The sequence below is a fragment of the Actinospineispora spinosispora DSM 44797 genome (assembly GCF_000429025.1).
Taxonomy (GTDB): domain Bacteria; phylum Actinomycetota; class Actinomycetes; order Mycobacteriales; family Pseudonocardiaceae; genus Pseudonocardia; species Pseudonocardia spinosispora.
Genome location: NZ_AUBB01000038.1, coordinates 31,752 through 54,810 on the forward strand (window position 1 = coordinate 31,752; position 23,059 = coordinate 54,810).

Below are 23,059 nucleotides of genomic sequence, written 5' to 3' on the forward strand. Positions count from 1 at the left end.
TCATGACGGGATCAGGGACAGGGCGTCGCGCAGGGCCTCGGGGGAGAGGGGGGTGTCGTAGCCGGCGGGGCGGCGGCGACCCAGTTCGGTGGCCAGCACGGCGCGCAGGGTCTGCTGGGTGTGCCGGCCCAGCAGGTGGGGGTAGTGCGACATCAGGTGATCGGCCAGCAGCGCCACCATGACCCCCTCGGCGAAGCTCTCCTCGGCCGCCGCGGCAGGGGAGGTGCTGTGGGCGTGCGGGGCGAGGATGCCGGCGCGGAGCATCGCCCGGGGCAGCCGCAGCCCGGTCGACCGGCGGATCGCTCGTACGGCGATGTGGCTCAGTTCGTGCCAGGCGAGCATGCGGGCCGCGAGCGGTCGCGGCGCGGTCCGGGGCAACGTCACGCCCGCGACGGCGAGCGCCGCCTCCAGACGAGCCGCGTACCAGCGGATTCCCGTGACGTCGAAGCGGATCCTCGGCCGTCCGAAGCCGCGCTCGGTCCACGCGGCGGCCCGGTTCGTGGGGTCGCGGCCCCAATGGATGCGCCGGTCCAGCCTGCCTAGTTCGGCACGCAGCTCCCGTCGGGCGGCGGGCCCCAGCGGGCCGAGTCCGGCGAGTGCGCCGTCGAACCACGGCACCTCGTCCAGAACGGCGCGTTCCTCGGCGTTCGCGCCGGTGAACCAGGTGGGCGTCCGGGTGAGGGCCGTGCGCAGCAGGCGGACGATCGGTCCGGGCCGCGTGGTGATGCCGTGCCGGGCGAAGGCCTGCGCGCCGAGCACGTAGGCGGCGCGGTTCTCGGCCCGGGTGAGGCCTCGGTGGTAATGGCCGCTGCGAGTGTCGAGATGCCGCAGGACCAGGTGCCCGTGCCCACGCACCTCGGCGCTGCCCGCGGCGAGGACGACGTCACGGCCGCCGGCAGGCACCGGGTGGTGGATGAATACCCGCCGACCGTGGATCCGCCCGTGCGGGGCGGACACCCACAGCGAGCCGTCCTCCCGCACCACCCAGAGCACCACGGAATGTGCGGCCATGATCTCGGCGGCTTCCGGCGTGCCGACCCTGGCCTGGACGACGTGGGCGTGGAACGCGTCGCCCAGCTCGTCGCGCAGCCGCTCCGGGAACCGGTTGACCCGGCGGGGAGCGGTGGCGATCGTCCGTGCCCACCGCGCGTCGTCCGGCGCCGTGACCGGGGGCAGCCGCGCTCTGCCCAGGGCTCTGACCAGCAACGGAACGCCGATTATCAGCACCCCGACGACCGTGAGCAGGACCCAGGGATGGGATCGCAGCTGCTCGATCCACGGCGCGTCGCCGAGACTGGCCAGACCGAGCGGCAGCGCGGCCCACCGGGTGTGGTTCGCGGGTGGTGCCCGGATCGCAGCGGTGGTGTCCGCGATGAGCTGCAGTGCTCGCTCGGGTGCGTCGCGGACCTGTTCGGGCAGGCGGGAGACCCGGTGCAGGGCGGTGTCGAAGTCGAAGGGCTGATCGGGGTCGCGCACCGACTCGACGAGCGCGTCCACCAGCTCCCTGACCGCCGCCAGGTACAGCGGGTCGCGCGCCACGGTGGTGCGCAGCTCCTCGACCGGATGGTGGAAGGACCGCAGCTCGCCGCTCAGCCGGACGACGTCCGAGCGGTGGAGGTGGTAGCCGTCGAACCAGGCCGGCGCGTCGACGGTGATCAGCCCGGCGGTCGCCGACGGGGTCGCACCGAACCGGAAGCCGAGCTCCGGCCCGAACCGGTCCAGCACGTCGAACGCCGATTCCAGCTGGTGGCGGTGCAGGTCGGTGACCACCGCGTCCGGGACGCCGGCCAGCGCGGTGAGCGCGGCCCGAAGCTCGGGGAGGAACCCGGCGACGTCCCGCTCCCCGGTGATCAGCTCCTGTGCGCGGTGGACGAACTCCAGCTCGGGGCGGGCGCCGGGCATCGCGGCGACGGCGTCCGGGCCGGCCAGGCCCCGGGTGCCGCGCCGAGCAGGCGTGAACAGTTCCAGGATGGCGAGGACCACCGGCTCGGGGTGGTAGTACAGGTAGCCGGTCAGCGCGGTGACCTTGGCGGTGGGACCGCCGTGCCGGTCGTGTGCCGCCCAGTCGTGCAGCCGGTCGGTGTAGACCGAGCGCAGCACGTCCGGCAGGTGGTACAGCTGGACGTCGGTCAGCGCCGGGTACGCGGCGATGATGTGGCGCGTCAGCAACAGCATCGCCAGGCCGTGCGCGAACCGTTCGGTCTCCATCCGTTCCGCCGTGGTCAGCCCGCCGGTCGGGATCGCGAACGGCATGGACAGCCCGGTGGCGAAGGCCCGGCGCGCCACCAGGTCGATGTCCCGCGACCGGCCGGCGCCCAGGGCGTGCTGCAGCACGTGGGCCAGCTCGTGCCACAGCAGCAGCCGCCACCCCAGGTCGGCGGCCTGCTCCTCGCTGAGCGGATGCCCGAGCAGCCGGAACACCTCGGCCACGTCGCCGGTGAAGCCCTCCCTGGACACCCAGAGCCGCAGGTCGGGAAGAACGTCGGTTCCGCCGGTCCAGGACTGGACGAAGCTGACCGGCTCCTCCGACCAGTAGCTGTGCTCCAGCACCCGGTGCAGCAGGGCGTCGAGTGCCCGACGGGTGCGATCGTCGTGCGGCAGTTTCGAGGTGAGCGCGAAGAACTCGCTGACCAGGGTGAGGACACGGGTGCCGTCGCCGCCGTCGTCCCGGATCCGTTCGCCGGTGTCCTTCTCCGGCAGGGTCCGCGCCTCGGACCCGTCCGCCCTCGGCGCCGGACCGCCGACCGGCTCGGCCGGCACGTAGTGGACGTCCGAGTTCGTGAGCCGCAGCCGGGGATCGGCCGCGATGGCATTCCTGACCAGCTTCTCGGCCGGATCGCCGAGGACGGCCAGCAGCCCGGCGAGAGGGCGGGACCGGTCTGTCCGCGACCGCACGTCGCTCACCAGCAACGCCGCCACCTCGGCGCGCAGCAGCAGCTCGACGTCGACCGGGTTCCTCGCGCTGACCGACGCCCGGAACCGTGCCGCCGCGACCAGCGCCACCAGCGCCGCGTCATCGGCGACCAGCGGGCCGCCGTGGCGTACGGCGGCCACGATGTCGGCGGTGTCGTCGGCATGGTTGAAGCCGAGGTGGTTGCGGGCGTGCTCGTTGCCGAGGCGGTGGAAGAACTCCTCGTGCTCCAGCAGCCGCCACCACATGCCGGCCGCCCTGACCCGCCGCGCCATCGGGGCGAAGACGACGGTCAGGTCGCGTTCGGCCCAGTAGTAGCCGACCAGCCGGTCGGGCAGGTCGGCCAGCTCGGCGTCGGCGAGCACCGCCCGGACCTCGCGGGTCAGCGGAATCTCCCACACCCCGGGACCACGCGCCGGGTCCCGGACCTGCCCGTGCTCGGCCAGCCGGGGCAACGCGTCCTCGAAGCGGTCCTGCTCGCCCTCGCGCCACACCCCGTCCAGCACGGCGCCCGAGTGCCGGTCGAGGGCCCGCACGGCGTCGTCGATCGCGTCCAGCTGGGCGTCCAGGTCCTCGCCGGCGCGGATGCGGTCCATCAACCGGTTGAGCACCGCACGCGGGGACGGTGAGCGGCGCCTTTCCGAGCCCTCCACCAGCGCGGTCACCAGCCGACGCCACCCGGCCACGAACGACTCGGACTCCCGTAGCACGTCGATGCGGTCGCGGTGACCGGCCAGCCGGGCCGGTATCCCCGGCCGGTTCAGGTAGTGGTCGTCGAACCACGCCGGCGCGGGGACGCCACCGAGCAGCGCGGCCACCGAGGCGGGATGCACCGCCACCCCGGAGCGCTCCAGCAGCTCGAACGCCAGTTCCAGCTGCCGGACGTGCACCCTGGCCAGTGCGAAGCCGGGGACGGCCGCGAGTCGCGTGAACGCCGCCACCAGCCGGTCGCGCAACCCGGCTCCGGGTTCGGCGAACCTCCGGTCGGCGAGCACCGCGCGGGCCCAGTGGATGAACTCCGTCTCCGGGCGCACACCCGGAATGCGGGCGAGCACACCCGGGCCGGCGAGTGGGATCAGCCCGAACGCCAGCCGGGGAGTGTCCGCCAGCCACTCCAGGATGGCCAGTACGACCGGCGCGGAGTGGTAGTAGAGGTAACCGGGCAGCGCGGGGGTCGCCGGGGTGGGTCCGCCGTGCCGGTCGCGCGCCCACGCGTACATCGAGTCGGTGTGCACCGAACGCAGGACGTCCGGCAGATACCGCAGCTGCGTCGGGGTGAGGTCGATGCTGCCGGTGATGTGCCGGACCAGCAGCAGAATCGCCAGCCCGTGCGCGAACCGTTCACCCTCCAGCGCCGTCGCGGTGACCAGCCGGCCCAGCGGGATGGCCAGCGGCACGGCGAGCCCCGCGCCGAACGCGTCCAGGCCCATCGGGTTCCCGAACACGGACTCGTAGGCCAGGTCCAGTGCGTGACCGAGCTCGTGCCACACCAGCAGCCGCAGCCCCAGGTCGTAGGCGAGCTCGTCGCTGATCGGGCGGCCGAGCTCGGCCAGCGCCGACGCGATGTCCTCGGCGAGGCGTCTCGGCATGGTCCGGGAGAGCCGCAGCTCCAGGCGGGGCAGGCCCTCCTCGGTGACCCCGAGGACCCGGACGAAGCTCAGCGTGCTGTCCGACCAGTTCGTCTCCAGACCGGACAACAGCGCGGCGAGGACCGCACGGACATGTGCGGTGACCGGTAGATCAGCGGTGTGGCCGAGGTACTCCGCGACCAGCCCGAGCACCCGGGCACCGAGCGGGTCGTCGGCGGTGATCGGTTCGGGGTGCTTCTCCTCGTCGTCGGCCACCGGCGCCGGGTGATCTTCGGTCGGTTCGGGGCCGCCGACCGGTTCCGCGTCGACGGTCCACACCGTCGGATCGGCCGGGTCACCGAGCCGCAGCCCCGGGTACACCCTGATCGCCCTGCGCACGAGCACGGAGGTCTGCATCGAGCCGCCGAGATCGGTGAGCAGCTCGGCGAGCGGACGGGCGCGCTCCGGGCGGTGAGCCAGGTGGGCGACCAGCGACCGGCCCAGCTCGAACACGGAGTCGAGCACGTCGTCCGGGGAGTGTGTCGCCTCGGCGCGCCGCAGCGCCTCGGACAGGTGCAGCAGCGAGGCGATGTCGGTCGCATCCTCGTCGTGGGTGAGGCCGCGCGGGGTGCGTGTGTCGTCCTCGCGGTGGGCGACGTGGTCGAGCAGCCGCTGCCAGAGTCCGGCGGCGCGGATCCGTTCGGCCATCGGCGCGAAGACCACGGTCAGGCCGCGTTCGGCCCAGTGGTAGCCGAGGAGCCGGTCGGGCAGGTCGTCGAGGCCGGCGTCGCGCAGGAGCGCGTGGGCGGTGTCGTCGAGGGGTAGCTCGACGACGCCCGGGGGGCCACGAGGCGGGTTCGGGTTCGATTCGTGGTCGACGAGCCGGGCGAGCAGGGCGTCGAACCGGACCAGCTCGCCGTCGCGTTCGTCGATGATCATCGCGCCGGACCGTGCCGGGAGACCCGGTCCCGCCCACATCATCGCCGCGGCGCCGCCCGCCACCAGCCCGCTCGGGTCGAACAGCGCGATGCCCAGCGCCGCACCGGCGAACAACGGGAAGCCGTACTCGCCGATCAGCCGCGGCACGATCGGGTGCGACGCGGCCAGGCGCGGCGCGAGCCGCGTCACCGCGTGACCGGCGATGAGCAGCAGGAACGCCCCGGCGGCCACCGGCTGGCCGACACCGAGTGCACCCGCCGCGACGCCCAGGGCGGCCGCGACGAACCGGCGTCCCACCGGCCCCGCCAGCCACCGCCGGACCGTGCGACCCCAGCCGGCCGCGCTGCCGGCCCAGCGGACCAGTGCGCCACCCCAGCGGGCCAGCGCGACAGCGACCAGCACCGTGGCGAGGGTGAGGGCCACCTCGACGCCGGCGGTCGGAACGGTCTGGTCCAGGTGCCCGGTCGACGCCCGCGCCGTGCCGCTGTTCAGAACACTCGACGCGATGAACCCGGCCATCCCCAGACCGGCCACCACTCCGAATCCCCGGAGGAACGACGACCCCGGCCCGTCGCCCGGCTTGCCGGGCAGCGCCTCGCGCAGCGCCCGCTCGACCTGGTCTAGCCGGCTCAACCGGTCCCGCGCCTCGGCGTCCAGCCTGACCAGCGCGAGGTGGACGTCGTGCCAGATCGCCGGATCGGTGCCGGGTGACTGGCGCAGACCGTCGATCACCCGCAGCGCGTGCCGGATGCGCCCGGCGACAGCGGCCGAGGCGTCCCGCCCGTCCAGCGGCCCGGGAGTCTCACCGGTCACCACGTGCCGCAGCTGTGCCCGCAGCGCCTGCGCGCTCCAGTCGGTGAAGTCCCGTCCCCTGGCCTCGCGCAGCGCCATCTCCAGCCAGTCGACCGGCGCCGCGCCGGGCGGGGCGACCAGCCAGTCGGCGAGCACCGCCGCGACGCCCGGCAGGCGGTCGTACAGCTCCTCCAGGCCGAACTCCCTCGGTGCGGAGCGTTCCGGATAGGCGAACAGCCGCCACAACGCGGGAACCAGCTCGCCGAGCGTCTGGTCGTGGGTCTCCCGTAGCGCCCGCAACCGCTCGGCGCGTCCTCGACGGTCCAGCTCGTGCCATGACCGGACCCCGGCGACGTGGAACCACAGCTCGTGGCCGATCACCCCGGCCCAGAAGACGCGGACCTCGGCGAGTGTCGCGGCCCCCGACTCGGGCGAGACCAGCTCGGCGACCCGGACCATGGCGAGGGTCTGGTAGAGCATCTCCTCGGGCACGAGGATGCGGGCCGGTGTTCCCGGTGTGATCCAGGTGTAGGCGATCAGGCCGTCCACCGCATCGGCGCGGCCGGGTTGGAACGGCAACACGGAGACCCCGGTGGGCAACACGGTGCGTTCCGCGTCGGTCGGCGCCCTCAGCTGGTCGCCGACCCGCTCCAGGAGCTCCTCCAGCCGCTGTACCCGCTTCCCGGTGAACGGGTACAGCGACAGGGCGCCGCTGTGGCCGCCGTCCGGGTCGAGCAGCTCCCGGATCCAGCGCGGAAGGTCCGAGTTCTGCGCCAGCCGCAGCGCCTCCAGCAGTTCCTCGGCGGTGGTCGTCGCCTCGCCCAGCAGCCCGGACAGTGCCGTCCATGCGGGTGTGCGCGCGGTGTGCACCGCGTCCAGCACGTCGACGCCGACCTCGGTCAGGTCGAGCCCGTCGGCCAGCAGCCCGGAAGCCTTCAGCGTGGTGAGCCGCTGCTCGACCACGTCGAGCCGGAGACCGGTCGCGGAGGCCAGACCGGCGACGGAGCGCGGGTCCGCGCTGCCCAGCAGCTCCAGCAGGTGACCCCAGGTGTCGGTGCGCGGCGCCGGAGCCGGTGGATCCAGCGGTAGAGCCAGCTCCGGAAGACCCAGCGTCATGCCGAGCAACCGGTCCAGCTCCGCCCAGCGCCGACCGTCGCGCCACGCACCGGCCGGTGCGGACAGCACCCCGGCCAGCTGCGCCAGCAGGGCGCGCAGTGGCGCGGTCAACCGGTCGTCACGCGCGGCCGAGGCCCGGTGGGTCAGCGCGGTGGCCCACGGCACCGGCCAGAGACGCCGGCCGGTCGGTCCGGCCACCACCCAGCGGTGCTCGACCAGCCGGGACAGCAGCAGCTCCCCGTCCTCACCCGGTCGTAGCGCCGCCCGGATCTCCTCGACGGAGATCCCCGGCCGGCCGGCGACGAGCACCAGCACGGCCGCGATGCCGCCTCCGGTGCCGGGGGAGCCGCGCAGCGAACCGGTCAGCTTGCGCGCCATCTTCAGCGCGGTGTCGATGTCCGGGTTGGTCGATCGCCTGGCCAGCGGACCCGGCCAGGCGGCCGCCGCCGCGACCGAGGTGTGCGGGGCGATCAGCACCGACCCGAACGCCGCGCCGAGGAACAACGCCGTGCCGTACTCGCCGATCAGCCACAGCGCCCCGGCGACCACTCGGGTGCGAGCCGGCCCGGGGGCGAACCGTTTCACCAGCCACCCGGTGGCCACCAGCGCGAACGCACCGGCCGCCGCCCAGGGGCCCAGCAGCGCACCGCCGAGGAACCCGAGCCCGGCGACCGCCCACCGCTCCGCCCCGACCCTCGCCAGCCGCCCGAACAGGCCCCGGACCGCCAGCGCCACGAGGTGCGCCACCTCGCGGTGCCACCGGATCAGCGACAGCACCGAGACGAACGCGGCGAGCGGCGTCAGCACCGCGACCGTCTCCACCGTGGACGAGACGGTCGTGTGCAGCCACCACAGCGAACCGGCGGCGAGGCCGGCACCCAGGAGCCGCAGTGCCGGCGGGGCGCGTGCACCCCAGGACCTGCCGACCTCCGCCGAGGTGCCGTTCGAGATCAGCCGCAGCACCAGATCACCGACCGCCAGCACCACCCCGGCGCCGAACACCGAGCCGACCAGCAGCGGATGCCCGCCCAGGTACGCGGCCATCCGCCCGGCACCGACCCCGGCGGTGAGCCATCCGGCGGTGCGCACCGCCCGCGTCAGCCAGGCCTTCACTCCAGCCGAGGCCCGGTCGACGGCCCCTCGGCCTGCCCTGGCCACCACGACGACGGCGAGCGCGGCGACCAGAACGATCACCACGGTCGTCGTCCCACCGCCCGCCGAGGACTCCACCGCCCCGGGCACCGCCGCCTCGGCGACCCGCGCTCCGGCCACGAGCAGCACGGCGACCAGGACCACCCCGGCCAGCACCCACCCGACGACCCTGCCGCTCACGCCTCGTGAGTGTTGAGTGTGGCTATAGCCAGACCCAACACTCACGAGGGTGTGTGGGGGGAACGTTGCGGCCATTGCGATGGTGGACGCGCCGATGCCGGTCAGGGCCCACAGTCCGCCGAACACCATGCCGATGCCGGCCCACATCAGCCGTCGCGCCCAGCGGCCTTCGGCCGGTTCCCTCGGGCTCCCGGCCGAGCGCGGCAGCAGCAGCCGGATCGCGCCGGTGAGGCTCATGACCGCGGCGGCCACCGTGACGAGCACCGGGTGCCCGGTCACCGAGGCCAGTGCGAATCCGAGCCCGGCGCCCAGGTAGGCGGCCCAGAGCGGCTGCCCGTTCGGCGCGGTCCACAGGCGCGTGCCGGCCGGACGGACCCGGTCGGACACCGACACCGAGGGTGTCGCCGGTTCGGGCAGCGGCAGGTGCTCGACCAGCGCCGCTGCGGTGAGCATGCCCAGCAACGCGCCGACCGGACGGCGCAGCGAGGCCGGCAGCGCGGCGAGCAGCGCCGGGTAGGTGCGGCCGGCGAACTCACCGGCGACCTCCGGACCGAACGCCCCGGCCAGGTAGTTGACCAGCGCGCTGAATACGATCAGCTGACCGGCGAGCCGGCCGCGCCGCCGCGTGCCCAGCCTGGTGCCGGTGTCCTTCTCGATCCACCGCAGCAGCCGGGTCAGCCGCTCCAGCGCCCCGGCGGGCAGGTGCAGCTCGATCGCGACGCCGGGTTCGCCGACCATTCGGGCGGTGACCGGCGCGGGGTCGGCGGGCAGCTCGACCGGCGCCGTGTCCAGGCGATCCGGCAGCTTGGCGACCGCGCCGGCCAGCCAGGCCCCGGTCCACTCGTCGAGTGCGTCCCACGGGTTCGCCACCAGGTCACGCAGCGACGCCACCGCCTCGTGCACCAGCCGTCGCGCTGCGCTGCGCGGCGCCAGACCCGGCGATGCACTCAGGCCGTCCACCAGGCCGGTGACCACGAACAGCGCCGCGACCAGCCCGACCAGCGACACCGCGATCAGCGTCACCAGCAGGCCCGGCCGCGCGAGCAGCCAGTCACCGGCCACAGTGGTCAGCACGGCTCCGGCCAGGATGTCCAGCCCCACCACGGCGCCGCCGACCCACGCCACGACGTTCCGCCAGGAGACCCCGTGGCCCTCGGCCAGGATGGTCCGCAGGTACTGGTCGGACCGCGCCTGGACCAGCCGGTCGACGAGCGCGGCGGCGTGGGTGTCGTGCCGATCGCCGGTGTGCTCCGCGCCGTCGATGTGGAAGTCCCGTTCGTGGCGCAGCAGGTCGAGCCACCACTCGGCGAACGTGGGGTCGGCCTCGATCAGACGGTCCACCTCGGCCGCGACGTGCGCGGGCACCAGGATCACCGGCGTGCCGTCGGCGTCGCGCCCACCGAACGCGACCAGCCGGCCCTCCAACGGCGCCTCGGCCGTGATCCGCACCATCGCGGCCAGCCCGGCCAGCTCCTCGGCGTCGCCGGGGGACAGCCCGGGTGGCCCACGGGCCAGGTACCGGAAGGGCTGACCGGCCAGCGGGACCGACTCCGCCGTCAGTCGGGGCAGGTCCGGCTCCATGCGCCGTTGCACCTCCGCACCCGGCAGGTCGTGCGCGACCCCACCGCCGTGGCCGTCCGCGTCGCGGATCCTCAGGTAGGTCAGCCGCAGCTCCTCGGCGGCCTCGGTCAGCTCGGCGCGCCGGTCGTCGTCGCGCAGGGAGGGCAGCCGGGCGAGCACCTCGGTCAGCTCGTCGACGATCGTCGAGGGCTCGACCACGATCAACTCGCGCAGCTGAGCGGCATGGCCGGCCGGGTCGTCACCGCTCAGCGCCTCGAGCGTCCACCGGTTGACCCGCACGATGTTCTCCGCCCAGAGCAACAGGGCACGGTCGTTCGACGTCGACCCGGAGACGGCGGTCGACGCCGCGAGCCAGCGCCGGACCGCGCGCCTGCCGACACCGGCCAGCCGGGCGGCCTGGCGCGGCGTGAGCCCGGCGCGCACGGCCTCGACGGCGGACTCACGCTGGGCGTCGGACAGGTCATCGGGCAGCGGCGACATCATGCGCAGCTGGTGCCAGTCGACCCAGACCCGGTAGGTGTCCACGAGGTGGTCGCCACGGATGACGAAGCGGTCGGTGCGACCGATGAGCGAGCGGAAGTCCGGATCGTGGCGCTGGGCGGAGCTCAGGAGCAGACGCACCTCCCGGGTGCGGGCGAACCGCAGGTGAATCCTGGTGAGGACGTACAGCTCGCCCATCGTGCGCGCGATCTCGGTCAACCCTCTGGCCAGCAGCAACGGCAGGCGGGGCAGGGCCCGAACCAGCCTGAGCACGGTCCGGATGGGGTGGCCCGGCTCTCGGGCGATGTCGGCGACCGTGCTCAGCCCGACCAGGATCGTCAGCACACCGACGCCGACCGCCACGACGATCCCGGTCCGAGGGGCCCCGAGCAGCGCCGCGACGCCCGCCGCGAGAGTGCCGGTACCGATCAGCGCGCCGCCGAGGGCGTGCCGCACCAGCGCACGGCCGACGACGCCGCGATGGGACCGGTGCAGCAGCGCGGCGATCAGCCCGCTGACCAGGCCGATCCCGCCGATGGCCGCGGTCGTGAGCGGGAACGCGGCGCTGACCTGGTCGACACCGGTGATCAACACGAGGGACGTGACGCCGGTGCCGACGGTGGCCATGCCGATGGTCGCGCTCACCCCGGCCAGCAGACGCCCACCGGGGACCCGTTCCGCCCGCAGCGCCAGGAAGCTCGGCGCGAGCATTCCGATCGACAACCTGGCGAACCGGGCGAGCGCGAGCAGCATGCTGCTGCCCATCGCGACCGAGACGAGCAGGTGGTAGTCGGTGCGGTAGGTCCGGGTCACCGGGTCCCAGCTGGTGAGCTGCTCGGGCGGCAGGGCGGCCCGGATCGCGGTGAACATCTGGTACACGGTGAGCGCGTAGGCGCCGAGAGCGGCGAGCCCGAACACGACGAGCACGGCTCGGCCGGTCCGCACAGCCCGGATCCGCGACCAGTGCCCGGCGAGCGGGGTGTCGAGCACCGCCGCCGGGACGTCGTCGGTCTCGTCCGTTCGGGGGCTCACCGGCGGCACCCGCCCGTCGACCGTGGACAGCACCAGCTCGGCCGCCACGAGCGCGACCACGACGATGCCCAGCGGTGCCAGGAACGGGCCGATCACGATGGTCACGACCACCCCGGCGGGCGCGAGAACGCCCATCGCCGACATCAGGGCGCGCGTCGGGAGCGCCGGGCGCCGGTCCTCCGCGCCACGCAGCGTGTCGGCGGCCGTCACCAGGACGGCGAGCTGTACGGATCCGAGTGCGGCACCGAGCACCGCGCCGACGAACGGGGACAGTGACATCGAACTGACCAGGCCGAATGCGCCGAGGCCGAACACGACGCTGAACAGGGTCACGCCGATGCCGAGCCGTGCTCCTGGTAGGAGCGCACTCGGCGGTGACCGGCCCCGCAGGCCGTAACCGTGGGCCCAGGCCAGCCCCAGCCCGGCCGCGATCCCGACCACGACCAGCCCCTGCCACCCCACCGACCAGGAGCCCGGGAGCGAGCCGGCCGACTCCGACGCGTTCGCCGGGAGCGCGCCCGCCACCACCGCCACGACCGCGATCAGTGCCGAGACCGCGATCCGCCGCGAGGCTCTCCACCCCGCCCCCACCAGCCGGGAACCGTCGGACACCAGATCGCGCAGCCACCGCCGCACCCCGGCCCGCGACTCGGCGGTGTCCCCACCGGTCCGGGGAGCAGCGGCCGGGCCTCCCGCGCCGCCTGCTGTTGTGCCGCCGCTTCTCCTGCCGCTGGAGTCCGCGCCGGTCGAGTCGCCGCGCGTCCTGGTACCGCTGCCGGTGGTTGCGCCGCTGTCCTCGGCCGGACCGCTGTCCACGATCGAACCGCTGCCCCCGGCGGTACCGCCGCCCCCGGTCGGGCCTCCGGAGCCGTGCCGCGTCGCCCGGGTGTTCTCGTCGCCGCCGAGGATGTCGGCGAACGCGGTCGCGTGCTCGGTCAGCTCCACGGCGGACGGCCAGCCGGCGAGCAGCGCGGCGACCGTGGCGTGCTCCGGTGCGTGGGTGCCGGGCGGGACCGCGGTCAGCAACGCCTGGCCCCGTGAGGTCAGCTGGTAGGCGATCCGTCCATTACCCGACGTCTTGCGCACCAGGCCGAGCGAGGCGAGTGCGTTCAGCCGGTTCCGGAGCGACGTCGACCCACTGCCCGGCATCATCCGGGTCAGCTGCTCGACGGCGACGGGGCCTCCGGCGAGCAGGACGAGCAGATGACGCAGGTCATCGGGCCTGGCCACCAGTGTGACCGTGACCGGGGTGAGCAGCACCGAGGGGTCGCCCCGCCGCCAGAGCACGGTGTAGTCGGCCTGCCGCGTCTCCGGAGAGGTGGGCGCACTCGGGGGTGGGGCCGGGAGGCGGGGCGGTGTCGGCTGCGCGGGGCCGGCGAACGTGGCGAGCGCGGCCCACAGCACCGCCCACTCGCCGTTGCCTCTGTCGGACCAGCGCGGCCACCGGACGAACAGCCCGGCGACCGCGTCGAGCCCGTCCTCGTCGAGCCTGCCCAGCAACGTGGCCGGCCGCTCACCCACCGTGTGACGCTCGCCGTCCCGGATCACCCAGCCCTCGTCGACCAGTACGTCGAGCACCGACCGCACGACGGTCTCGGCGCGACCCAGCGCCGCGGCCAGCGGACCGACCTCCGGCTCCTCGGCGAGCAGCTCGAACAGCCGGCGCAGCCCAGGCCCGTCGGCGTCCGGTGCGTCGCCGGAGGGAGACAGCAGCAGCGGCCGGGTGACCAGCAGCTCGATCACCCGAGTCAACGGCCGGTGGTTGCCGTCCGGTGCCAGCTCGAGCACGGTCCGAGCCAGCAGGACCGCCTCGTGCAGGGTGAAGTCGTGCAGCTGGTGCGCGGCGGGCAGCCGCAGCAGCGCCCTCGCGCCGTCGGAGAGCTCGTAACCGATCTGTGGGTTGCCATTGACCAGGTCGGCCTGCACCAGCGAGATCAGCGCCGCCTCGATCCGCACCGGGTCGGCGTCGGCCTCGTCGGTGCTCAGCCGGTGGGTCAGCTCGTCGAGCTGCGACCTCGGGCTGATCGCGGAGAGCAGCTGACGCACGCTGAAGAACGCCGCCGGGCCCATCGCGGCGAGCGGTACCCCGTGCGCCGAGGCGATGCCGTCCGCCGCCAGTGCCGGCGACGCGGTGAGCACCAGCAGGAGCAGCACCGCGGCCCCGACGAACAGCACCCGCGCGACGGCCCGCCAGCGGTCCGGGAGACCGGTCCGTGTCGCCACGACCACAGCGGTGATCACGACCGTCACCAGCGTAACCGCCGTCGAAGGATGGCCGAGTGCCAGTCCGGCCAGCGGCATCATCGCGGTCGGGAGGTCGTCCGCCTCGGCCGCGAACCGCACCGTCGCATCGGTCCGCAACAGTGCCTCGTCCGGGTCGACACTCAGCACGAACCTGCGCGAGTACGCCACGGCGTTGAGCACGGCGTCGTCGTCGCCATACGCGTCGAGCAAACCGAGCAGCCAGGTCAGCTTGATCGGCCGGCCCGAGCGCAGCTCCAGCAGGTAGCTGATGCGGGCGGCCAGCGACCACGCCGCCGTCTGATCCACCCGCCAGAACAGCCCGTACGCCCTGGCCTCCAGCCGCTCGATCCCGAAGCGCCACGGCTCGTCCTCGCCGACGTCATCGATGTCCCTGTCGCCGAGAAGCTCTGCCTCCAGCTCGCCGAGCAGGTCGAGCACCTCCAGCGCCTCGACCGTCGCGGTGAGCCGCTCGCCGTCGGTCGCCTCGTCGAGCGGCCGACCGTGCGCCGAATCGAGCCGGTGGGTCAGGCGGGTCAGCCGGGTGTCGGTGTCCTCCCGCCAGGTCAGCTCGGTGAGGTGCACCGCGCCGTCGTGGGCCAGGAACCGGTTCTCCTTGTCGCTCTCGACGGCGGCCAGCACGTCGCGGACCCGTTCGCCGAACAGCCGACCCAGCTGATCCATCGGTGCGGCGTTGCCCGGCGCCACGCGCAGCAGCGCGGCGACCCGGTCGGCGAGAGGCAGCCCGGAGTCCGGGTCCAGCCGCCGGTACACCCTGCTCATCGAGGCACGGAGCTGGTCGAGGTCCAGCTCGTGCATCGGATCGTGGCCCTGCCCGCCCGCCAGCAGCCGCTCGGCGACGGCCAGCAGCGCGGCGAGCTCGAGGAACCCGGCCCGCGCCGTGTCGGTCAGCGCGGCCCGTCCGAGTTCGCCGAGAAGGACCTCCGCCCTGGCCAGTGCGACGACGACCGCCGAGGAGTCGCGGGTCGTCGGGTCGGCGGGACGGCGCACCGCGTCGTCCAGCGTCTCCCACCGGCCCGCGCGCAGGTGGGCCTCGTCGCGCAGCAGCTCCAGGAACGCCGCCCCCGGGCCGGCCAGCTCGGTGAGTAGCGCGTCGATCCTGGTCGCCAGCGCCCGCGCCTCGTCCATGCGCCGGGTCACCCCGGCCAGGAGCGACGGCAGCCGTCTCGGTGCGCTGTCGCGTAGCTGCACGGCGACCGCGAGCAGATCGGCGAGGTCGCGCTCCCGAATCTCGGGCAACGCCAGCGCCATCGCCGCCCACCGCGAGCCGGCGAACGGGCCGGGTGCGTCGGGCAGTGCACGGTCGTGCGCCAGCCAGGTCCACAGCAACGCCGCGACTCGTCCGTCCAGCTCCTGCCCGGCGAGCCTGCCGGGCAGGTCCAGCCGTTCACCGGCCTCGGTCCGGGTGTCGAGATCCGGCCACACCATCTCGGCCAGCACCCGTGCGCGCTCCGACCGAAGCTCGTCCAGTGTCCTGACCAGCTGCTTCCTGGCCTCCTCCTGGCCCGGTGCGCCGCCGATGCGGTGGGTGAGCTCGTAGTCGAACGCCTCGGCCCAGAACCGCCGGACCTGCCCGGCCAGTTCGTCGGCGCCGCTCATCTGGGCGAGGTCCAGCAACGTATGGGCCTCGTCCAACGCAGGCTCGGCGACGCCGATCACCGTGGTGTCGCCCAGCCAGGTGTAGAGCACGAGCCCCTCCACCGGCGCGCCGAACTCTCCGCGCGCGAGGCGATCCAGCAACGCTGCCGGCAGCAGCCGCAGGCGTGGGTCGTCGAGCCCGAGGCTGTCGCGCTGGTCCTCGGCCAGCTCCGCCAGCAGGCCGCCGGCGAGCGCGAACGCGATCATCCGCCGCACCGCGGTGTCCTCGTCCGGACCCAGCCGGTGCTCCGACAACGCACCGGGGACGCCCGGCCCGCCCTGGGTCCCGGCGACGGAGCCGTCACTCGGCCCGGTGACCGTCGTAGCGGGCCTGCCTGCGGAGTGCGTATGCGGCCTTGCGGTGTTCCCTGCCGCAGTACCTGACCTGTTCCTCCCTGCCGGGGACATCCGGAACCGGCTGGGAGCAGCCGGGGAGTGCGCAGCCCGGGACGGTGCTGTCCCGGTCCTGCCCCGGCTCCCTGAAGACCGGCGCTCCGTGTGATCGCGATCCACCCATGACATTCCTCCTGTGAGTGCGAACTGAACTGCGACGAATGGCCGCGCGAGTGCGACGACCAGTGGGGACAGCGCGGTCCGGGAGATGGCCCGGCCGCGTGGGACAGCGGTGAGACGGGGCAGCCGGCCGAGCCGCCAGGCGACGATCAGCAGCGTCGCGGCGGCCACGGCCGCGACCAGCAGCGGAGAGGAACCGGACAGGTCGATCCCGAGTACGGCCGGGAACATCGCGGCGGGACCGGGACGGTCGGGGCCCGCCGGGTTGACGTCGTCGTCGATGTGGCGCAGGACTTCGGCGCGCAGTGCACGCTCGGCGCGGGTGATGCGGGGAACCCGGTTCGGGCGGGTGCCGAGAGCGGTTGTGCGCTGCGCCGAGAGATCGAGGAGCGTGGTCCGGGCATCGGTGAGTGCCCGGGTGAACCGGACGCGGGCCTCGACGAGTGCCCGGTCACGGTCGGGTCCCCACTGGGTGAGCACGTCCTGGTAGGTGTTGTAGGCGGTGGTCAGCTCGGACAGCAGCGCCGTCAGCTGGGTCTTCGCGTTCGGCGGTCCGCGCCGGTTGATCGACCAGAGCAGCAGCCCGGCCGCGGCGATGACCGCCGAGGCGACCACCGCGGCGGTGTCCTGACCCAGCCACAGCTGCAGCAGCCCGTAACCGGACAGCCCCACCCCGGCCAGGGTGGTCGCGGCCTTGGCCAGTTCGGCGCGTAGCGGCTGTGCCCACGTCAGCTCGGTAGCGATGTTGCGCACGGTCAGGTAGCCGAACCCGGCGAACAGCACCGCCAGCGGCGCGATCCCCGCGATCGCTCCGGTGATGACCAGCTGCGCGATGAGCACCCCGACCGCTGAGGTGATCACCGGGAACGCCGCGAACCGGGTCAGCAGCACCACCGGCCTGCTGGTCGCCACCGTCGGCAGCACGCCGAACAGCGCGTTCGTCGCCGTCGGCACCGCGGAGACCAGGAACAACAGGTCCGCCGCCGTGAACAGCGCGTTCACCACGACGCCGAGCCCGGTCGAGGAGCCGATGGCTGGCAGGTGGATCGACAGGTTCACCAGCCAGGACAGCGCGACCAGACCGTGCAGGCCCCGGTCCACCCACTTCGGCAGCACCCACTTCGACGACCACGGCGAGTTGCGCAGCACCAGCACCGCGCCCCGGACCGCGAACGACACCAGCCCCGCGACCGTCGGCATCGGCAACGCCGACACGAGCCGGACGCCGGCGCCCAGCAGGGCCAGACCGGTGAGCACCACGAGCCCGGTCCGGCTGCGCACCCACTCGAGAGTTCGCGCGAACCCGACCACCCGGACCAGCAGCGCGACCGCCACCGCGGCGGCCGTGCCCGCCGCGGCGACCGTGAGGGGAGACCACGCCGAGGAACCCGCCGAGCCCGGGGCGGCGGACGCGACGGCGGCGGTCAGCAGCAGCCCGGCCACGACGAGCAGTCCGACGATCGCCACCCGGATCGCGATGCGCAGCACCGCCGGCGGACCGCGGTCACGGACCACGGAGGTCCCGGCCGAGCCGCCGCCGGACGGGTCCTGGGTGGTCACCGACGAGGTGGTGACCGGCGCCGGGTGCTGCTCACCCGGCACGTTCTGCCCATCCGGCGCGCCGCCCGCGCGGTGCTCGGTGAGAATCTGGTGGACCCGTGCCCTGCTCAGGCCGGTGATCCTGGCGATGAGCCGGATCGAGAGACCGTCGACGACGCCGGCCTCGACGACCGCGTCGATCACCGCCTGTTCGGTGCCGGCCGACCCGGCGACGGCCTCACGCAGCTCGGTGACCGGGCCGGCCAGTCTGTCGTGGATCTCCTTGACGTGGACCCAGATGTAGTAGACGACCCCGAGCGTCACGACCGGGTCGATGTAGACCGCCACCGTGGCGATCCCGTGGGCCAGTGCGCCGCTGGTCAGAGCACTCAACGACAGGACGCCGAGCCCGATCGCGGCCTGGACCATCACCCCGACGCTGACCGCGACGTCGGTTCGGGCGTGGTTGGCCTCGTCCAGCAGGGTGTCGTAGTTCAGCTTCCTGCCGTAGAAGGCGCGGATCATCGCGATGCCCTGACCGATCAACGTCGGCACCAGCGCCGTGCCGATCACCGCGAGCGTCCGGACCAGGTTCACCTCGGCCGGGTCGCCGAAGGCGTGGATCGCCTCCCACAGCACCCACACCCCGGAGGCGAACATCGCTGCCTCGATGATGCGGCTGGCCACCCGGTCGGCCTTCGCGGTGGCGATCCAGATCGTCACGATCATCGGGATCGCGGTCACCGCGTCGCCGATGTTGTGCCAGATGTCCCCGGCGATCACCCCGCTGTCGGCGTTCCACCACACCGACAGCAGCCACTCGATCGCCGCGGTGCCCAACAGCCCGACGAACGTGGCGGCCACGACGACCGTCGCCTCGACCTTCCACCGGAGGTTCCGCGACGCGTGCTGGCCGTGCCCATGGCCGTGCCCATGTCCGTGGCCGTGGCCGTGGCCGTGGCCGTGCCCGGTTCGGTGCGCGAGCCACGCCCGCACGCCGAACACCCCGCCACCGATGGACCCGAGCGCCACGGCCCAGTGCCACCACGGCGTGCCGAACAGCGTCCCGCCGAGGCCTACCGCGTCAGCGGTCGACGCCAGCACACCCGCCCCGGTGGCCAGCGCCGCGGCCAGCCGGAAACCCTTCGCCTGCCGGACCGTGTCCGCCACCGAACGCAGCCACTGCCCGCCGGCCGGGCCGAGGCCGGACGTGTTCGGCACCCACACGGCCACGGCCAGGACGATCACGGCGGCGGCCAGCGAGACCCGCTCGATCACCCCGAGCGACAACAGCCCGCCCAGCGGCAGCAGCGCGACGACCACCGTCAGGGCAGCGGTGCTGATGAAGACCCACGCCGTGACCCGCAGCAGGCGTTCCTGGGGGAGCGCGGTGGTCAGCCAGGCGACCGCCCACGGCAACGCGACGAACAGCACCCCGGCGGCGAGCCGGTGCACCAGCGCCGCCACATCAGCGGGGACCTCGGCTGGCGTGGTCGGGAACGCCGCCAGCAGCACCAGCGCGGCCGAGGCGATCCGCAGCAGCACCCGCAACGTCGCCGCGTTGCCGATCCGGGTGTGGTCGAACAGCCGCGCCACCAGCTCGACGGCGCCCGCCATGGCCAGCATCCCCACCGCGAGCAGCGCCTCGCCGCCAGGGGCCGCCACGTACTCGCTGACCGTGAGGGTGGGGGACAGGTAGCCGATCCCGGTGAGGTGGACCACCGCGACAGCGGCGACCGCCACCCCGAGCAGAACCGTCGCGGCCTGGCGCATCCACTGGCCGGAGCCCCGCCACAGCCTGCTGGCGAGGGTCGCGGCCAGTACCGCCGCCGCGGCACCGATCGCGGTGGGCGCCACACCGGTCAACGCGCCACCGAGCACGATGACTCCGGCGGACACCAGGCCCGTCACCGGTCCGGACCACCGCGACAACCACGACGACGGTGCGGGGCCGGGACCTGGCGTCGGCGTACCGGCAACGCCACCACCGGGCGGCGGACCCCGGCCGATGATCACCCAGGCGAGCACCGCGAGCACGAGGACCGCGGCCGCCCTGACCGGCATCGGCAGTGTGGACGCGAGCACGCCGTAGCCGGCGCCGGCCAGAGCGGCCACCAGCACGACCTGGCCGACCCGGGTCATCGACCCCCGGGCCGAGAGCCGGGCACGCAGCGCGGCGAGCGCTCCACGCAGGCCGTCCCGGGTGGCGACCAGCGTGACGGCCAGGGCCAGGGTCGCGACGGAGGTGAGCGCGATCTGCGGGGCCAGCGCCGTCCACTGGGCCAGCGCCCAGGTCAGCGTCGCCACCAGCGGGGCGACGAACTTGCCGACCGCACCGGCCAGGCTGTTCGCGGTGTCGGCGAGGTCGTAGCGTTCCGACTCACCCCGCGCCGCGAAGTACGCGGCCAGCACCGAGGTCGTGCCGATGCTCAGACCGGTCGACGCGGCCTCACCCAGGGTGCCCTGCACCACGATCCCGACGCTCGTGTCGCCCAGCAGGTGGCTGAGCCAGGTGAACACGCCGCTGAACGCGGTCAGCGCCGCCATCCCGAGCACAAACGCCTTCGGGTAGCGCTGCAGGAAGTCACCCTTGCCGGTGTCGCCCCTGAAGTGCTTGGTCAGGTCCGCGACCAGGAAGATCAGCAGCACCACCACGCCACCGGCGACGAGGCCGTAGCTGGTGAAGAAGTGCTCCGCGCCGTGCCCGGCCGCCGGCCCCAGCGCCAGCTCCCAGAACGCGTCGAACACCGAGATCGTCGCCTGGACCAGCAGGGAGATCCCGGCGATCTTGAGGACGAACCGGTCACGCAGCATCGACATCGGGCCGGTGAGCCGGCTCCCGGTCGGCTTGCGCCGCTGCTGGGTCTCCGACGGGGTGGTCAGCCACATGCCGGCGGCCGCGACCACGGTCACCCCGGCGGTGAACAGCCCCGCCGCCGCCAGGCCACCGGCGGCCAGCAGCGCGACCTGGATGTTCACCAGCGCCGGCACCGTGATGGTCACGCCGAGGACCATCAGGCCGATCAGCGTCGAGGTGAAGACGACCTTGCCGTGTGCCCTGCGCAGCGCGGTGGTGTGCGCGATCCACTCGCCCACCCTGGCGATGACCTTGCCGAACCCGGTCGCGGTCAGGCCAAGGACGAACGCTCCGGCGAGTGCACCGACCACCCCGAACGGTGCCGCGAACAGCAGGTAGCCCACTCCGGCGGCCAGCAGGGTCGCCACGAACAGCGCGCGCCGCGACAGGTAGCTGAACAGCGTCGCCACCACGAAGAACCCGACGAGGAAACCGGCGAACGTGACGTTGAACAGCACGCCGTCGGGCAGCGCCACACCCTTCGCCAGCGCCCGCGCCGTGTACAGGCCGCTCATCAGCGTCGCCATCGCGAGCCCGGAGCTGGTCAGGAACGCGATCCGCAGCGACAGGCCCGTGCCGTTCGCCCACCGGCGGATCGCGGGGGAGGGCAGCGAGGCGGCCCGCGCCTTCAGCGCCGCCCACGACCCCGGCGGGCCATGCCGTTGGATCGACCAGAAGATGACCAGGTTGGCGACCACCAGGACGCCGCCGAGCACGATCGCGGCGGTGGGGTTGACCAGCCACATCAGCCCGGTGGAGGCGATGATCATGGCTCCGTCGTCGAACCACCCGGTCAACCTGGGGATCGGGTTGGTGTGCGCCGGGTCGTCGCGGATCTCGGTGTGGAAGGCGTGCCACACCTGGTAGCCGATGGCGACCGCCATCGAGGCGACGGTGACCAGGATCGTGCCCTTGAGCCAGTCGCCGTCCAGCGCCGCCCGCAGGTAGCCCGATCCGCCGTGGCCGGGGTCGATGGCCAGACGGGTCAGCCACGACCAGTGCCCGGCGTCGAACAGCGCCAGCGCCGCGAACCGTGCCCAGCGTCGCAGCCGTGAGCGGTGATGCGGGTCCAGGCTGTCGCGGTCGGAGGCGACGAGCCGGGGGAGCTTGTTCGCGGTCACGAACCCGATGTGCGACGCGGCGAAGGCCAGCGACTCCCAGAACACCCAGCCCGGCATGTCCCCGGCCGGGATGTTCGCGTGCACGCTCGTGATCAGCGTGAGGGTGTGCGCGCCCAGCAACATCAGGTGCAGCGGTGTCCGGTCGGCGATGCGCTGGGACCAGTCACCGGGCAGCACCCGCAGGATCCCGATGTTGCCCCGGATCGTCATGGCCATGGTCGAGGCCAACGGCAGCACCCAGCTGAACAGCGGCCCGGCGATCGCGGAGAAGACCGTCAGCATCAGCCCGGAGGCCGCCATCGCGGCGCGACCCCAGCCACCGGGTCCTCTGGCGTTGATCGCCCACACCCCGATCGCGGTGGCGACCAGCGCGAGCGTGGTGGGGACCGCCGCGGCCGGGTGCTCACTCCACAGCCGCAGCAGCCCGTAACCGCCGAGGGAGACGTTCGCGGTGACGAACGCGCCGGGCAGGAAGCCCGAGGACCACCAGGTCCAACCGTTCATGATCCGGGCGCCCGCCGGGGTGGCGGCGAGCCTGCCCTGGGTGAGGTAGGTGAAGGCGACGGTGAGGGTGGCGATCGGGATCGCGGCGACCCACGGTCCGGTGAGGACGGCGAGCTGCACACCGAGCAGCCCCGCGGCGAGGGTGATGGTCGGGAACGCCAGCCAGCCGGCCCATCGGGTGGCCTGGTTGTCCGGGACGTGCGCATTGACCAGCCGCAGGAACGCAGCGGGCGGCGCTGCCATGAGGAACAGGACGTCGGCGGCCGCGAACAGCCCGTTGATCAGGGCCGGGAGACCGCCGGTGACGAATGCGGCCGGCAGGTGGATGGTCAGGTTGACCAGCCAGGACAGCGCCACGACCGCGGCGAGCACGGCCTTGACCCAGTCCGGCAGGTTCGGGAACAAGTAGGTGAGCAGGTTGGCCGTGCCGCGCACCGCGAACGCGATCAGCCCGGCGACCACCGGGACCGGCCCGTTGGCGATGACGGCCGCGACGGCCGTGGCCGCCACGACGACGCCGATCGTGGTGCGGCCGATCGGGCTGGCCAGCGCGGTCCAGAGGGTGCGCGGGGTGACGCGGGTGGCCGGGGGGGCGTTGCGGTTGATGACCCACATCAGCAACGCGGTCGTGCTGACCAGCGCACTGCTCGTGCCGATCAGGACCGGGACGTTGCCGAGCACGTAGACGATGCCGTAGATGATCAGGGAGACCGCTGAGGCCTTGGCCCAGAACCGTTTCTGGGTCGTCGGCACGGCGTGCGCGGTGCCCTTCTTCGCGGCGCGCTTGGCGGTGAGGTCTTGCCAGATCTCGAAGACCGACTCGCCCATCCAGCCGAGGTAGGTGCTCCAGATCAGTAGGAACTGGGTGGGTTCG

General features: G+C 73.6%; 1 protein-coding gene (running past one end of the window). It reads right to left on the bottom strand.

Features of this window, described 5'->3' with window-relative positions; all coding sequences use genetic code 11:
• On the bottom strand, window positions 1-23,059 hold the 3' portion of the coding sequence (locus tag G406_RS47830) for a preprotein translocase subunit SecA (protein WP_211241189.1). The gene runs 16,661 nt beyond the window's last position; only the last 23,059 of its 39,720 coding nucleotides appear in the window; the start codon falls outside the window, past its right edge — the gene reads right to left on this strand; the stop codon is at window positions 1-3.